At 57.6% G+C, this 15462-nt stretch carries 16 protein-coding genes; 8 read left to right on the forward strand and 8 right to left on the reverse strand.

Translation table 11 applies throughout. The features are described from left to right. Positions 1-55: 55 nt before the first annotated feature. Positions 56-1426 (forward strand): DNA repair protein RadA, encoded by a 1371-nt coding sequence (gene radA, locus R0I78_RS14555; RefSeq protein WP_019935238.1) that lies wholly within the window; start codon positions 56-58, stop codon positions 1424-1426. A 37-nt stretch (positions 1427-1463) separates the two neighbouring features. Here the strand turns inward: radA and R0I78_RS14560 are convergent, their stop codons facing one another. After that, positions 1464-1829: a PilZ domain-containing protein gene (locus R0I78_RS14560; RefSeq protein ID WP_019935239.1), complete on the reverse strand. Its 366-nt coding sequence runs from the start codon at positions 1827-1829 to the stop codon at positions 1464-1466. Between the two features lie 10 nt (positions 1830-1839). Then, complete coding sequence (gene rsd, locus R0I78_RS14565) at positions 1840-2322, reverse strand: sigma D regulator (RefSeq protein ID WP_019935240.1); 483 nt, start codon at positions 2320-2322, stop codon at positions 1840-1842. A gap of 179 nt (positions 2323-2501) precedes the next feature. Here rsd and hemE point away from each other — a divergent pair, with 179 nt between their 5' ends. Beyond that, a complete protein-coding gene (gene hemE, locus R0I78_RS14570) occupies positions 2502-3569 on the forward strand; it encodes a uroporphyrinogen decarboxylase (RefSeq protein ID WP_317075837.1) in 1068 nt (355 codons plus the stop codon). Positions 3570-3624: 55 nt separating this feature from the next. Here hemE and mepM read toward each other — a convergent pair whose 3' ends face one another. Together mepM and znuA are read right to left on the reverse strand one after the other, a co-directional pair. Continuing rightward, complete coding sequence (gene mepM, locus R0I78_RS14575; protein WP_317075838.1) at positions 3625-4968, reverse strand: murein DD-endopeptidase MepM; 1344 nt, start codon at positions 4966-4968, stop codon at positions 3625-3627. Between the two features lie 182 nt (positions 4969-5150). Next, a complete protein-coding gene (gene znuA, locus R0I78_RS14580; protein ID WP_317075839.1) occupies positions 5151-6092 on the reverse strand; it encodes a zinc ABC transporter substrate-binding protein ZnuA in 942 nt (313 codons plus the stop codon). A gap of 86 nt (positions 6093-6178) precedes the next feature. Between znuA and znuC the strand changes: the two genes are divergently transcribed. Next, the gene (gene znuC, locus R0I78_RS14585) at positions 6179-6916 is read left to right on the forward strand and encodes a zinc ABC transporter ATP-binding protein ZnuC (RefSeq protein WP_019935244.1); all 738 of its coding nucleotides are present in this window, start codon (positions 6179-6181) and stop codon (positions 6914-6916) included. Further along, positions 6906-7694, forward strand: coding sequence for a zinc ABC transporter permease subunit ZnuB (gene znuB, locus R0I78_RS14590; RefSeq protein ID WP_317075840.1), 789 nt, complete (start codon positions 6906-6908; stop codon positions 7692-7694). The genes znuC and znuB overlap by 11 nt, the downstream gene beginning before the upstream one ends. A gap of 348 nt (positions 7695-8042) precedes the next feature. On the opposite strand, the gene R0I78_RS14595 is transcribed toward znuB, so the two are convergent. Together R0I78_RS14595 and R0I78_RS14600 are read right to left on the reverse strand one after the other, a co-directional pair. After that, positions 8043-8615 carry a uracil-DNA glycosylase family protein gene (locus tag R0I78_RS14595; RefSeq protein ID WP_317075841.1) on the reverse strand — a complete coding sequence of 191 codons (573 nt, stop codon included), beginning with the start codon at positions 8613-8615 and terminating at the stop codon, positions 8043-8045. Then, a complete protein-coding gene (locus R0I78_RS14600) occupies positions 8615-9559 on the reverse strand; it encodes a D-2-hydroxyacid dehydrogenase (RefSeq protein WP_019935247.1) in 945 nt (314 codons plus the stop codon). The genes R0I78_RS14595 and R0I78_RS14600 overlap by 1 nt, the downstream gene beginning before the upstream one ends. A 150-nt stretch (positions 9560-9709) precedes the next feature. Between R0I78_RS14600 and R0I78_RS14605 the strand changes: the two genes are divergently transcribed. Further along, positions 9710-10288 carry a YjaG family protein gene (locus tag R0I78_RS14605; RefSeq protein ID WP_019935248.1) on the forward strand — a complete coding sequence of 193 codons (579 nt, stop codon included), beginning with the start codon at positions 9710-9712 and terminating at the stop codon, positions 10286-10288. A gap of 17 nt (positions 10289-10305) precedes the next feature. Here R0I78_RS14605 and R0I78_RS14610 read toward each other — a convergent pair whose 3' ends face one another. After that, positions 10306-10779, reverse strand: coding sequence for a MarR family winged helix-turn-helix transcriptional regulator (locus R0I78_RS14610; RefSeq protein WP_026344862.1), 474 nt, complete (start codon positions 10777-10779; stop codon positions 10306-10308). 162 nt (positions 10780-10941) lie between these two features. Here R0I78_RS14610 and hutC point away from each other — a divergent pair, with 162 nt between their 5' ends. Then, positions 10942-11649: a histidine utilization repressor gene (gene hutC, locus R0I78_RS14615; RefSeq protein WP_317075842.1), complete on the forward strand. Its 708-nt coding sequence runs from the start codon at positions 10942-10944 to the stop codon at positions 11647-11649. Between the two features lie 56 nt (positions 11650-11705). Here the strand turns inward: hutC and R0I78_RS14620 are convergent, their stop codons facing one another. Further along, positions 11706-12242: a YaeQ family protein gene (locus R0I78_RS14620; RefSeq protein ID WP_317075843.1), complete on the reverse strand. Its 537-nt coding sequence runs from the start codon at positions 12240-12242 to the stop codon at positions 11706-11708. 254 nt (positions 12243-12496) lie between these two features. On the opposite strand from R0I78_RS14620, the gene hutI reads away from it, so the two are divergent. After that, on the forward strand, positions 12497-13702 hold the full coding sequence (hutI, locus tag R0I78_RS14625) for an imidazolonepropionase (RefSeq protein WP_317075844.1): 1206 nt from the start codon (positions 12497-12499) through the stop codon (positions 13700-13702). Between the two features lie 45 nt (positions 13703-13747). Next, positions 13748-15457, forward strand: coding sequence for a urocanate hydratase (hutU, locus tag R0I78_RS14630; protein ID WP_317075845.1), 1710 nt, complete (start codon positions 13748-13750; stop codon positions 15455-15457). The last annotated feature ends 5 nt before the right edge of the window (positions 15458-15462 follow it).

The raw sequence follows: 15462 nt of genomic DNA on the forward strand, positions 1-15462 counted from the left end.
GTGAGCGAAAAACTTAAGCCAGTATAACAGCTTGTTAATTAATGAGTGAGGCAGCATGGCCAAGTCTAAAACCGCTTTCGTCTGTGGCGAGTGTGGTGCCGAATTTCCCCGCTGGCAGGGACAGTGCTCTGAATGTAAAGAGTGGAATACCGTCAGCGAAATCCGGCTGGCCCCGGCCACATCTTCTGCAAGCCGCAATTCCCGTTTTTCCGGTTATGCCGGCGTGCAGGAAAGCAAGGTGCAGACCCTGAACGAAATTGCCATGACCGAAATTCCCCGCATTGACAGCGGTTTTCGCGAGCTGGACCGGGTGCTGGGCGGCGGTCTGGTGCCGGGCTCTGCCATTCTGATTGGTGGCAACCCGGGGGCGGGCAAAAGTACCTTGCTGCTGCAGGTAATGTGTGGCCTGGCCGGACGTATGAAAACGCTTTATGTTACCGGCGAGGAGTCATTGCAGCAGGTAGCCATGCGAGCTCAGCGGCTTAATCTGCCCCGGGATCAGCTGCGCATGCTGTCGGAAACCAGTGTGGAGCAAATTTGCCATGTGGCCCGGGAAGAAAAGCCGGCGGTCATGGTGATCGACTCGATTCAGGTGATGCATGTGGCGGATGTGCAGTCGGCACCGGGCTCGGTCAGTCAGGTGCGGGAAGCGGCCGCTCAGCTGACCCGTTTTGCCAAGCAGCAGGGGGTGGTGATCCTGATGGTGGGGCATGTGACCAAAGACGGCACTCTCGCCGGCCCCAAGGTGCTGGAACATTGCATTGACTGCTCGGTACTGCTCGATGGTGCTGCCGACAGCCGCTTTCGTACCCTGCGCAGCCACAAAAACCGCTTTGGCGCGGTCAACGAGCTGGGGGTGTTCGCCATGACCGAAACCGGCATGAAAGAAGTGAGCAATCCTTCTGCCATTTTCCTCAGCCGGGGCGAGGAAAACGTTAATGGCTCTGTGGTGATGGTGATCTGGGAAGGTACCCGTCCCCTGCTGGTAGAGCTGCAGGCGCTGGTGGACTATTCCCAGCTGGCCAATCCGCGCCGGGTAACCGTGGGCCTGGAGCATAACCGGCTGGCCCTGTTGCTGGCGGTGCTGCACCGTCATGGCGGTATGCAGATGGCGGATCAGGATGTGTTTGTTAATGTGGTGGGTGGCGTGCGGGTAGAAGACACCAGTGCAGATCTGGCATTGTTGCTGGCGCTGGTATCAAGCTTTCGTGACAAGGCGTTACCTAAAGAGCTGGTAGTGTTTGGCGAAGTAGGGCTGTCAGGAGAAATTCGTCCTGTGCCATCGGGGCAGGAGCGGCTGATGGAAGCTGCCAAGCACGGCTTTACCCGCGCCATTGTACCTTGGGCCAACCGGCCCAAACAGGCTCCGGAAGGTATGGAAGTGATCGCCGTTAAAAAACTGGAAGAGGCGCTGGAAGCACTGTAATTGCCGGGGCTGCGCGCCGGCGTCAGGCCGGCGTGCCTTATTGGTCTTCTGCCAGCAACTGTTCAAACTGGCGGTGCAGTAACTGCTCGTTGCCCAGATTGAGCTCTACCAGCCGGCGCAAGCGAGTGGCACTGTCCAGATCCAGTTGTTTACATTCCAGTCCCAGCAGATGATTTTCATGATGACGCTGGTATCCGTGCATGGTGATCTGGCTGCCATCATCGAGCATAAGCTGCAGGATCAGTTCACCGCCGTCGTTGATTTGCCATGGCGTGTTCAGCGTCAGCAGGGCACCGTGCAGGGAAATGTCCTTTACCTGTGCTGTAAAGGGATGGCCGTCGGCGTCGATCAGCAGGGCACTGGCGTTAAACTCAATGCGGCTGAAGGCTCTGCGTTCACTCATAACGGCTCCTTCAGGCCGGTTCACCGGAAGCGGGTTCGCTGGTATCCAGGTGATCGGCAAGACGAATGGCCGTAACAAGGCGATCTTCCAGAGAGAAACGCTCTTCCAGTACCTCACCAAGCCGGTTTAAATCCTGATCAAGCTCCATCATGACCTCGTCATCGGCCTCGTGGTACTTGTCATGAAAGTTGAGTGCTTCATCTGTATTACGTTTAATACGCGGATAAATGCGCTCTGCCAGCACACGGGCGTTACCCGTTGAAGCTTCATAGGCGGCAAGCACGTGGTCATAGACTTCAAAATGACCGGCAGACACATAATCTACCAGCTGACCACAGAACTCATGCAGCTCTTCATTGGCGGGCAGTGTTTTCTTGTTGGTAGACAGGCGAATATATTCAACGAGTAATTGCTGACGTGCATTCAGAAAGGTGTCCAGTGCCTTGTGTATTCCGCCAAGCCTGGCTTTGGTTTGTTCCAGTTTCCCGAGCATGGTTCCCTCCGTGGGCTGCCTGATGGGCTCAGCTTCTATAACTAATGAAAAGTGATGCTGGGGTCAATAGCCAGTGGTGAATTTGTAACCGGAGCGGGAGCCAGAGCCGGCTTTTTCGCGTTCCTGTGCTGTGATGGTACAATGCGGCCAAATTTTGTCACCCGATGCGGAAACACGGAATGAAACCACTCAAGAATGATACTTATCTGCGTGCGCTGATGCGTCAGCCGACCGATTACACTCCGGTATGGATGATGCGTCAGGCCGGTCGTTATCTGCCCGAATACAAGGCAACCCGGGCCGAAGCCGGCGATTTTATGTCTTTGTGCCGTAATGCCGAGCTGGCCTGTGAAGTGACTTTGCAGCCGCTGCGTCGTTTTCCGCTGGATGCGGCCATTCTGTTTTCCGACATTCTGACCATTCCCGATGCCATGGGGCTGGGCCTGTACTTTGAAACCGGTGAAGGTCCGCGCTTTGAGCGTCCGGTTACCTGTGCTGCTGACGTCAAGCGCATCGGTATGCCCGATCCGGAAGGCGAGCTGGGCTATGTGATGAACGCAGTGCGCACCATTCGCCGCGAGCTGCAGGGTGAAGTGCCGCTTATCGGTTTTTCCGGCAGCCCCTGGACCCTGGCCACCTACATGGTGGAAGGCGGCAGCTCCAAGGCCTTTACCAAAATCAAGAAGATGATGTATGCCGATCCGCAGACGTTGCACCTGCTGCTCGACAAGCTGGCTGACAGCGTCATCAGCTACCTCAATGCTCAGGTGGCGGCTGGGGCCCAGTCACTGATGATCTTTGACACCTGGGGTGGCGTGCTCACGCCGCGGGACTACAACGACTTCTCGCTGCAGTATATGGCCAAAATAGTCGATGGTCTGACCCGTGAAGCCGATGGCCGCCGGGTGCCGGTGACACTGTTCACCAAAAACGGTGGTCAGTGGCTGGAAGCCATTGCCGCCACCGGCTGTGACGCCGTGGGTCTGGACTGGACCATTAATATTGCCGATGCCAAACGCCGGGTGGGCGATAAGGTGGCGCTGCAGGGCAATATGGATCCGTCCATGCTGTATGCTTCCCCTGAGCGCATCGAGCAGGAAGTGGCCACCATTCTGGACGGCTTTGGCCATGGTCCCGGCCATGTGTTTAATCTGGGCCACGGCATTCATCTGGATGTGCCACCGGAGCACGCCGGTGCCTTTATTGAGTCTGTCCATCGTCTGTCTCGCCCCTATCACGCCGGGTAAGCCAGGGCACAGATATAAAAAAAGCGCCGAAAGGCGCTTTTTTTATGCTGGTATATTAACTGGCACCAAGCTGTTGCTTGAACTGTTTGACCCGGGTCAGGAAGGCTTGTTTTTCCTTACCGGTCAGGCCTTCGGCCATGGGCAGTTTAACCTGCATGGGGTCGACGGCTCTGTTGTTGACCAGAAACTCGTAATGCAGGTGCGGACCGGTAGAGCGACCGGTGTTGCCCGACAGTGCAATGCGTTCACCGCGGCGTACCTTGTCACCGGGTTTAACCAGGAATTTGCTCAGGTGCAGAAAACGGGTGGTATATTTACGGCCGTGACGGATCACCAGATAGTTGCCTGCCAGCCGGTGGCGAACGGCTTTAACCACAACACCGTCACTGGGTGCCAGCACCGGTGTGCCGGTAGGAACGGCAAAGTCAGTGCCCTTGTGCGGCCGAACCCGACCGGTAACAGGATGCTTGCGATGCAGGTTAAAATTGGAGCTGATGCGGGAGCTGTGCTTAAGCGGTATACGTAAAAAACCACGCTCCATGCTGTTGCCTTCGGCATCATAGAAATTGCCGTCTTCATGGCGGAACACCTGATAAGTGCGACCGCCATTAACAATTTCAACAGCCTGAAGTTCAGATTTGCCGGTGCTCTCGCCTTCTACAAATTCACGCTTGACCACCACTCTGAAGGTATCGCCCTGGCGCAGGTCACGGGCAAAATTCAGCTGCCACTGAAACAGGTTGGCCACTTTCTGGATTTGACCGGCAGACAGGCCGGCACTGCGGGCACTGAGATAAAAGCTGCCATTGATGGTGCCCTTGAGGCTGCGGCTTTCCCAGTGGCTTTCCTCGGTTTTCAGCCGGCTTTCATAGCCATCGCCACTACGGCTGAAAATGCGGGTATGCATAATATCCCGCTGCAGTTTGAACTCCTGCAGCAGGTTGTCCTGGTCAATCAGCAGATACAGGGTCTGGCCCGGACGCAGACCGTCGAGTACTCTGTTTTCATCGGCATCCAGCAGCTTGTACATAGTGGCCAGAGGCAGACCAAGACCGTTAAAAATGGTGCTCAGAGTATCACCGTTCTGCACAACATATTCCTGCCATTCGGGTTCCTGGGCAGCAATTTCATCCAGCGCATCCACCGGCTCAACCGCGCCGATATCATCATTGGGCAGTGCATAAAACTCGGTACTGTCAACCCGCTCTTGCTGAGGAACATGCAAAGCAGCCGGAATACTGATCCGTACCGGCTTGTTCATCAGCTCGCCGGGTGTAGGTATCAGAGCGGCAGTAGAAAGGGTCAGACCACTAAGCAGAACAATGCCATACAGGTGACGCTTGGGCAGGGGAGAGGGCATGTCCTGCAGTCTGCTTTGTATCGGGCGGAAAAACTTCATCCGGGTTACCTGTGCCTGTGAAAACTACACGATGCAAGCGTGTTGTTATGACTTTCTAATACAAAAAGCGATAAAAACACCATTTTTAATTACAAAATGGCCCGTTACATGACGGGCCACCAAGGTTAGTGCATCACTTGATATGAAAGTTCGGCATTATACAAAAAATAGTGTCCGAGTGTTTATCTTTCATTCAATAAACAAGCGGCCATATCGTCCGCCAGCTTTAACATAAAGTGGAAATAGCCGTCTGAATCTGGCTTAACCGCCGTGGCCAGAGGATCCAGTTCAGCCACCCTGGCCTGGGTTCCTCGTACGACTGCATTGACTACCGCTGGCCGGAACTGAGGCTCGGCAAACACGCACTCGGCGTTCGCCTGCTTCAACGCCTCATGAATGCTGGCCACGGTTTTGGCACCGGGAGCCCGCTCCGGGCTAATGGTAAAATGCCCGAGAGAAGGAATGTGGTAGTGCTGTTCCCAATAGCCATAGGCATCATGGAATACAAAGTATCCTTTGTCTCTGGCCGGTGCCAGGCGTGCCGACACCTGTTCGTCAGCCGCCGCCAACTTTGCCTCAAAGCGCATCAGGTTTTGTTGATATCGATCAAGGTTGGTGTGATCCAGCTCACCCAGGCGAGTTGTGATCATTCGAGCAATCTGCAGCGCATTGTGCGGATCCAGCCAGATATGAGGATCCCGGTCGCCATGATGATGATCATGGTGATCTTCCTGCTGAGTGATCACGATTTTCCCGTTATCATGGTGCTTGTCTTCATCATGATGATGCTCGTCATGAGGTTCATGTTCATCATGGTGATCATGAGGTGACAATCTGTTCATTAATGCCAGGCTGCCCGAATGATCTTTCAGCAAAGGCTCAAGAAACTGTTCCAGCTCCGGGCCCACCCAAATGACCAGATCAGCGTCATTGATACGGTGCAGATCAGAAGGCTTAAGGGCATAGTCGTGCGGTGAAGTACCCGGCTTTAACAGCAGGGCGGCAGGCTCGCCGCCGTCGGTAATGGCATTGGCAATCAATTGCAGGGGTTTGACCGTGGTCAGCACGTTCACGGCATTGGCCTGGCCGGCAAAGAACAGACCGAGAAAAAACAGGGCTCTCATGGCGGGTACACTCTGGATGATGAATGGAGTTTATCTGAATCGAAATGTTATAATATTACAAATGCTGAAGTAAAGGCGTATCGCCAATGACCAAACTGGTAGAGCTGACCAACGTCGGCCTGGAGGCTGACGGTAACGTCATTCTCGATAGTATTTCTCTTAGTCTGCACAGGGGCGAGATCCTGACCGTGGTCGGCCCCAACGGTGCAGGTAAAAGTTCATTGATCAAACTGGTGCTGGACTTGCGCAAGGCAACTCAGGGCCGGCTGTGGCGCAAGTCCGGTCTGCGGGTAGGGTATGTGCCGCAGAAACTGCATCTTGATCCTGTGCTGCCGCTCACGGTGGCGCGTTTTCTGAGTTTGTCCTGCGGCCGCCGGCTGACAGTGGCACAGGCGCTGGCCCGGGTAGGTGCTGAGCGGCTGGCCGAGCGGGCCATGCAGGCACTGTCCGGCGGCGAAATGCAGCGTATTCTGCTGGCCCGGGCGCTGATGATGGCACCCGAGTTGCTGATCCTCGATGAACCCGCTCAGGGGGTGGATGTGCACGGCCAGACCGAGCTGTATGCGCTGATCCAGCAGCTGGCCGGTGAGCTGCAATGCGGTGTCCTGATGGTGTCTCATGATCTGCATCTGGTGATGGCCAGTACCCACAGAGTGATTTGTCTCAACCGTCATGTCTGCTGCCACGGCGAGCCCGAACAGGTAGCCCGTCATCCTGAATTTGCCCGTTTGTTCGGCCGGCCTGAGCTGGCACAGCTGGCGGTGTATACCCATCATCACGACTGTGACGACGAACACCACGGAGATGTGCGCCATGTGGGATAGTTTTTTGCTTTACGCCTTGCTGGCGGGCCTGGGTATCGCCTTGCTGGCCGGGCCATTAGGCAGTTTTGTGGTGTGGCGGCGCATGGCCTACTTCGGCGATACCCTGGCTCACTCTTCCCTGCTGGGTGTGGCCATGGGCCTGCTGCTGCAGATTAACCTGACTCTGGCGGTGCTGGTAGCCTGTGTGCTGCTGGGTCTGTTGCTGGCCGGACTGCAGCGTGGCAGCCGGCTGGGCACGGATACTCTGCTCGGCATTCTGGCCCACACTTCCTTGTCTCTGGGGCTGGTGGCTCTGGCCTTTATGGATAATATCCGGGTCGATCTGATGGCCTATCTGTTCGGGGACCTGCTGGCCATTCAGACCTCCGATCTGCTCTGGATTTATGGCGGTGGTGCCCTGTTGCTGCTGGTGCTGCGCAAGTTCTGGAGCCCGCTGTTGTCCATTACTGTCAGCGAAGAGCTGGCCCGGGTGGAAGGTCTCAAGGTAGAGCGGCTTAAACTGCTGCTGCTGCTGATGATAAGCGTCTTGATTGCGGTGGCGATGAAGTTTGTGGGGGCGCTGATTATTACTTCACTGCTGATTATTCCTGCCGCCACCGCCCGGCGCTTCAGCCGCACGCCCGAACAAATGGCCGCGCTGGCCTCGGGTATCGGCGTGCTGGCGGTGCTCGGCGGCCTGCAGTTGTCGGTAAGCTACGACACCCCCACAGGCCCGTCCGTGGTGGTGGCCGCCGCCGCGCTGTTTCTGCTGTCTCAGGTTGTGCCAAAACGGGGTTAACCAGTAGTGCGAAGTTGCATGTTGTCTGCTTTGCCATGCTTCCCCGTCGGACAAAGCGCACTGCTTCTCCGGCACGCCGTGAATACCTCCCTGTAGGCTCCGTCGCGCCATCCCTGGCGCGAAGGGCACGGCGAAGCAGATACCCTTTGCCCTCCCTAGGCTGGCATCCAATTGCCTGTTAGTTTTTAAATCGGCAGCTCTACCATTTCACGAAGTGACAGCGGGGATTGCCGTAGCCGACCGTCAAATGCCAAGGAAGGCATTTGCCGAGCGTCCCATGGAGGGGCTTGAAGCGTGTCGGCGTAGTGCAACCGTGCTGTCGCTTCGCATTGCGGAGTCTTCCGGCTTTCAGCTCTTCAACACGGCATGCACCCGCGCTCTTAGAGCGGGTAGCTCTTCCTGCTCGAACCAAGGGTTTTGCGTCAGCCAGCGGCGGTTACGTGGGGAAGGGTGGGGCAGGGGCAGGCGGTCCGGAGCGAATTCGCGCCAGTGACGAACTGTGTCGGTAAGGGTGGCACAGCGCTTGCCCAGATAATAACGCTGAGCATACAAACCAATAAACAGCGTCAGCTGCACATTGGGCAGGGCGGCCAGAATGCGTTTGTGCCAGGCGGGTGCGCATTCGGGCCGGGGCGGCAGATCGCCGCTGTTGCCCCGGCCCGGATAACAAAACCCCATGGGCATAATGGCAATCTGCTCAGGATCGTAAAACTGCTCGCGGCTTACCTGCAGCCAGCGGCGCAGCGTATCGCCGCTGGGGTCGTTCCAGGGAATGCCGGTTTGATGCACTTTTGTGCCCGGGGCCTGGCCGATGATCAGAATACGCGCTCCCGTGCCCAGCTGCACCACAGGGCGCGGCCCCAGAGGCAGATGAGCTTCACACAGCCGGCAGGCGCGTATCTCGGCAAGCAGCGTTTGCATCAATAACCCAGATCGAAGTTCACCACGCCTTCCATGGTTTTGCCTTCAATAAACTTCAGATAGTTGCGGCTGAACCGGGTCACGATTTGATCCGGAAAGCTGTAGCCCGAGTTATGGGGTGTGATCACTACATTGGGCATGTCCCACAGCGGGCTGTCTTGCGGCAGTGGTTCGGTGGCAAACACATCCAGCACGGCGGCACCAATACGGCCGGTGCGCAGGGCGTGCAGCAGGGCGGTTTCGTCCACCGCATCCCCCCGGCCCACGTTACAGAAAATCACCCCGGGCTTGATGTGATTCAGCCGGTCTTCATCAAACAGCTTGCGGGTCTGGGGAGTAGACGGCAATACGCTCACCACTACATCGGCCTGGGGCAGCACCTTGTTCAGCGCTGGCGGCTGAAAGGTACGGTCAAAGTTGGGCGCTTCGCGGCCGGTGCGGCTCATGCCCAGCACCTTCATGCCAAAATGACGGGCGGTACCGGCCACATGCTGGCCAATGCTGCCGGTGCCCAGGATCAGCATGGTTTTTCCCGCTAGGCTCTGGTATGCGATAGGCTGCCAGTTATGATGACGTTGCTGCTCCCGGTAATGACGCAGATGGCGGGTTAGCGACAGCAGATGAGCAAAGATATATTCACTCACCAGCGGGCCAAAAATACCACGCACGTTGGTCAGCTGATAGTCCTGGCGAAGGCCCGGGCCCAGCAATACATCCACGCCGGCATAAGTAGACTGCACCCACTTTACCTGGCGGGCTTCCTTCAGCCAGGGCTTAATGCGGGCAGGCTCGCCCAGCAGAATGTCAGCCCGTTCCAGACCGGCACGAATTTCGTTTTCATTGCCGGGCATCAGCACCGTCAGACCCGGCAGATAAGCCTTACTCAGCAGATCCTGATAGTGATGATTGTCCTGGCTGAGCAGCAGCAGGGTATGATTGGCCATACCTTTCTCCTTGAAATGGGGTGTTCGCCGGTTTTTATGAGACAATGACACAGGCAAAATCTTATACCAGTGTTTGCGCCGTAAATTGTGAGCCTGAAGGCAAACGGTTTTTAAGTAAACGGCAGCAAACCCAACTACAAGGAATTTCGCGTGTTCGGCGATAAATTTTATAAAAAGCTCAACAAACTGACGCCCTGGCAGCAAACCGTGTTTGCGCTGGCGCTGGCTGAGCGCATGTATCCTAATTACCGGCTGTTTGCCGAGACCGCTGGTTTTGGCGACGGTAACCGTTTTCGTCACTGTCTGGATGTACTCTGGACCTATCTGACAGTCAAGGGCTCCCGGGTGGATTTATCTGCTGAGCTGGAAGCATTTGAGAATATTATTCCGGATCCGAACAAATTTGAATCCTATGGTGCCTGGCCGGCACTGGATGCCTGTGTGGCGCTGGGAACGGCCTACAACTCGGTGATTTGCCGCATCGGCGAAGAAGCGGTGGAAGCAAGTAACGCGTCTCTGGGCACGGTCGCCGGTTTTGCCGAGCTGATGGCGGAGCGGGAGCTGGAAGAGCATGAACTCTACGAGCATGAGCTGATGGAAGCCGAGATGGAATTTCAGGTAGAGTTGCTTGAGCGGGTGGCTCAGCCAAGGGATGCCGATACCATTCTGGCAGTGCGGGACTTTGCCGCACAGGGCGGTGTGTCTAATATTGGTATCGGTCTGGAGTAAATAAGGTGGCTGCGCGGTTATTCGCGCAGCAGGCTGCCCACCTGCAGCATGGGGGCCACGTCCAGATCGTGGGCGTTCATCATGGAAGAAATACGCTGCAGCGACGACAACAGCAGGTTTTGCTCCCACTCATCCAGCGACTGAAAGCGCTGTATAAAGCTTTCTTGCAGCGGCCGCGGTGCGGTTTTCAGCTTTTCCACGCCGTCTTCGGTTAGCACAGCGTGTACCTTGCGTTTATCGGTCTGGCTGCGCTCACGGCGAACCAGATTTTTCTGCTCCAGCCGGTCAATAATGGTAGTGGCGGTGGCCTGACTCATATTGGTGGCCTGGGCCAGTTTACGCATGGTGATATCACCATGTTCGCTGATGGACTGCATCAGCAGCAACTGAGGGCCGGTAAGACCGGACGCCTTGCTGAGCTGGCGTGAATGCAGATCGATGGCGCGAATGATCTGGCGCAGGGCCACCAGTACCTCTTCATGTTTTTCCACAATCAACCTGTTATCTCTGGAATTAAAGGCGGGCTTGCCGAAATTGCGCGCACCATAGCGCAAAACCGGTAAAGTGAAAAGATCCGCCTTGTGGATTACAGATCTCTGACGTGACTCATGATTAATTGTATGTACAATTGAGTTTCACCAGCAGGAGGCCATGTGACCCCTTCCATTCCCCTTTATCAACAGATCAAGCAACATATTCTGGCCCGTATCGAGTCGGGGGAATACCGGCTTCATCAGCAAATTCCCCCCGAGCAGGAGCTGGCTGAGCAGTTCAGGGTCAGCCGAATGACTGCTCACAAGGCCATTCGCGACCTGGTGCAGGAAGGCTATCTGATGCGCCGGGCCGGGCTGGGGACCTTTGTCACCGAGCCCAAGGCGGAGTCACCCCTGGCGGACATCAATAATATTGCCGATGAGGTGCAAAGCCGGGGCCATGACTACACCAACAGAGTGCTGGTGCTGGATCGACGCCGGGCCGACGAGGAAGTGGCCCTCAATATGGGCATGCGGCTCAACTCAAACGTGTTTCATTCGGTGCTGGTTCATCTGGAAAACGGCGTACCCATTCAGGTGGAAGAGCGCTTCGTCAACCCTCAGCTGGCGCCGGACTACCTGAGCTGCGATTTCACCCGGCAGACCCCCAATGCCTATCTGGTGGCCCAGTGTCCACTGTCTGATATGGAGCATATTGTTGAAGCCCGGCTTGCCCCGGCCAACATAGCCGATTGGCTGCAGATTGCCTCAGAGCAACCCTGTCTGCTGGTGACTCGCCGCACCTGGTCCCTCAACCAGCTGGTGAGCTTCGCCCGCCTCTGGCACCCCGGCAACCGCTACAAGCTGAGATCCACACTCAAGTTATAGGGAGCAGGGAATGGGGAATAGGGAGTTGGGATTCCCCAATCCCTATTCCCCGGTGTTTACCGCCAGCGGGTCAGTTGCAGATCCAGGCTGTGGCTGCCGTCGGTAAGCTGAACTTCCTCTTCCTGCAGGGTGGCGAACAGGTCCATGCTGCGCTGGCACAGTTCCCCCAGTTGCGCCGGTTGCGGATCGGCCAGATGGAAAATCTCCAGTCTCGGCAAATGACCCAGCTCCACCTTGTGCTTGTTCCACCATTCATCGGCACTACGGCCGCCATAGCTGTAAATCACCACTCGCTCGGCCTGGGACAACGCCTGCTTGATGCGCTTGACGCTGGGTTCACCCAGCTCCACCCACAACACAATGCGACCGTCTGGGGCCCTTTGCCACAGCTCGGGCTCGTCGTCGGTGCTCAGCCCCTTGGTAAAGCTTAAATCTTCATCGGCATGGCGCATAAAGGCCAGCAGCCGCACCATCAGGCGAATGTCGGTTTCGGACGGATGTTGAGCCACGGTCAGGCTGTGAGCCTCGTAATAATGGCGGGTCAGATCACTGATATTGATGCGCACCTTGCGCAGGGTGGCGGAAAGGGCCATGAAGGGATTCCGTATAAAAGCGGACATAGTAGCGGCAAGCGGCGTACTGGGCCAGTCTGCGCCGTACTCGACCACGGATTTTTCGGCATGTTATTCAGTTTTATGTATATACAAATACCATGTTCGCCTTTCTCATATGTAAAATAATTGTGTGATCCGGATCCTTTATTCCTACTTTGTCTGATTTTTTTGGTTGCCAAGGCGGGCATTGTTCTTTTAAATGTATATACAAATAACGCAGAAAGGAGCCTGTCATGTCACAACCGGATCGCCTCTGGATCAACGTCACCCTGTTTGACGGCCTTAATAGCGCCGCTCAACCCATGGCGGTGGCGGTAAAAAATGGTCTGATCGAGCGGGTGTGTGCCATGAGCGAGCTGCCGGCCAGCGAACAGGCTGCCGGCGAGGTGATTGACGCTCAAGGGCGAGTGCTGACTCCGGGGCTGGTGGACTGCCATACCCATCTGGTGTTTGGCGGCAGCCGCGCCGGCGAGTTTGAGGCCCGGCTCGAAGGCAAGAGCTATGAAGAGATCGCCCGTGCCGGCGGCGGCATTCTCAGCACGGTGCGCGCCACTCGCGTGGCCAGTGAAGAGCAGCTGTTTGCCGCTGCCCTGCCACGCCTTGAGGCGCTGATGAGTGAAGGCGTGACCACGGTGGAGATCAAGTCCGGCTACGGCCTGACCGTGGAAGACGAACTCAAAATGCTGCGGGTGGCCCGCCGCCTCGGCCATGAGCGGCCGGTGCGGGTGGTGACCACTTTGCTGGGGGCCCATGCCCTGCCGCCGGAATATAAAGATGATGCCGACGGCTATATCGATCTGGTGTGCACCCGCATGATCCCGGCGGCGGCCGCCGACGGGCTGGCGGATGCGGTGGACGTATTCTGCGAGGGCATTGGCTTTTCTGTGGCTCAATGCCAGCGGGTGTATGCCGCCGCCAGGCAGCATGGGCTGGCCATCAAGGGTCACACAGAGCAGCTGTCCAATCTCGGCGGCAGCGCTGCCGCGGCCAGGGCCGGGGCGCTGTCGGTGGATCATATCGAGTATCTGGACGAAGCCGGCGTCAGGGCGCTGGCCGAGGCTGGCACCGTTGCTACCCTGCTGCCGGGCGCCTTTTACATGCTGCGTGAAACCAAAGTACCGCCCATTGAGCTACTGCGTCGCCATGGCGTGCCCATGGCTCTGGCCACCGATGCCAACCCCGGTACTTCCCCTATTTTCAGCCTGCGGCTGATGCTGAACATGGCCTGCACCCTGTTCCGGCTCACGCCGCAGGAAGCCCTGAGCGGCGTCACCGCCCACGGTGCCCGCGCTCTGGGGCTGCATGAACAAACCGGACGCATTGCTCCCGGCCTGCAGGCGGATTTCTGCCTGTGGAACACGAACAATCCGGCCGAGCTGGCTTACAGCGTGGGTCTGCCCACCCTGGCCCAACGCGTGTTCGCCGGCAAGACTCACTGAATTGAAATTACTGTATTGATTACGACACTGAAGAGGGAATTTTCCATGTCTCAGCAAAACCTGTCATCTCAAAACAAGCGTCACGATCCCCGCCGTGTGATCAAGGCACCCACCGGCGTCAACAAAATCTGTAAAAGCTGGCTCACCGAAGCCGCTTACCGCATGCTGCACAACAACCTGCACCCGGATGTAGCCGAGCGCCCCGAGGATCTGGTGGTGTACGGCGGCATCGGCCGCGCGGCCCGCAACTGGCCCTGTTTTGATCGCATCAAGGATGTGCTGACCCGGCTGGAAGACGACGAAACCCTGCTGATCCAGTCCGGCAAGCCGGTGGGCGTGTTCAAGACCCACGCCGACGCCCCCCGGGTGCTGCTGGCCAACTCCAACCTGGTGCCCCACTGGGCCAACTGGGAGCACTTTAACGAGCTCGATAAAAAGGGCCTGATGATGTACGGCCAGATGACCGCCGGATCCTGGATCTACATCGGCTCTCAAGGCATTGTGCAGGGCACTTACGAAACCTTTGTGGCCATGGCCAAGCAGCACTTTAACGGCGACGCCAAAGGTCGCTGGATCCTCACCGGCGGTCTGGGCGGCATGGGCGGTGCCCAGCCCCTGGCGGCCACCATGGCCGGCTTCAGCTGTATTGCGGTGGAATGTGACGAAACCCGCATCGACTTCCGTCTGCGTACCCGTTACGTCGATAAAAAGGCCTATAGCCTGGATGAAGCGCTGGGCATCATCGATGAAGCCAAGAGCAAGGGCGAGGCAGTGTCCGTGGGCCTGCTCGGCAACTGTGCCGACATCTTCCCGGAAATCGTGGCGCGCGGCATAGTGCCCGACGTGACCACCGATCAGACCAGTGCCCACGATCCCCTGAACGGCTATCTGCCCAAGGGCTGGACCATGGACTACGCCGCTGAGATGCGCCGCAAGGACGAAGCCGCCGTGGTGGATGCCGCCAAGGAGTCCATGGCCATTCAGGTGCGCGCCATGCTGGCGCTGCAGGAGCGGGGCTCGGCCACTACCGATTACGGCAACAACATTCGCCAGATGGCCAAAGAAAAGGGAGTGGACAACGCCTTTGACTTCCCCGGCTTCGTGCCGGCCTATATTCGCCCGCTGTTCTGCCAGGGTATCGGCCCGTTCCGCTGGGTAGCGCTGTCCGGCGATCCGGAAGACATTTACAAGACCGACGCCAAGGTGAAGGAGCTGATCCCGAATGATCCGCACCTGCACAACTGGCTCGACATGGCCCGGGAGCGCATCAGCTTTCAGGGTCTGCCGGCGCGGATCTGCTGGGTGGGTCTGAAGGATCGCGCCCGTCTTGGCCAGGCATTCAATGACATGGTTAAGAACGGCGAGCTCAAGGCGCCCATAGTAATAGGCCGGGATCACCTGGACTCCGGCTCGGTAGCCAGCCCCAACCGGGAAACCGAAGCCATGAAGGACGGCTCCGATGCGGTCTCCGACTGGCCGCTGCTGAACGCCCTGCTGAACACCGCCGGCGGTGCCACCTGGGTATCTCTGCACCACGGTGGCGGCGTGGGCATGGGCTTCAGCCAGCACTCGGGCGTGGTGATCGTCGCCGACGGCACCGACGCCGCCGCCGCCCGTCTGGGCCGCGTGCTGCGCAACGACCCGGGCACCGGGGTGATGCGTCATGCCGATGCCGGCTATGATATTGCCATTGATTGCGCCCGGGAGCAGGGCCTGGATCTGCCCATGGTGAATGGCTTGAGCAAGAAGGACTGAACACG

The organism is Oceanimonas sp. CAM02, from assembly GCF_032842915.1.
Lineage (GTDB): Bacteria > Pseudomonadota > Gammaproteobacteria > Enterobacterales > Aeromonadaceae > Oceanimonas > Oceanimonas smirnovii.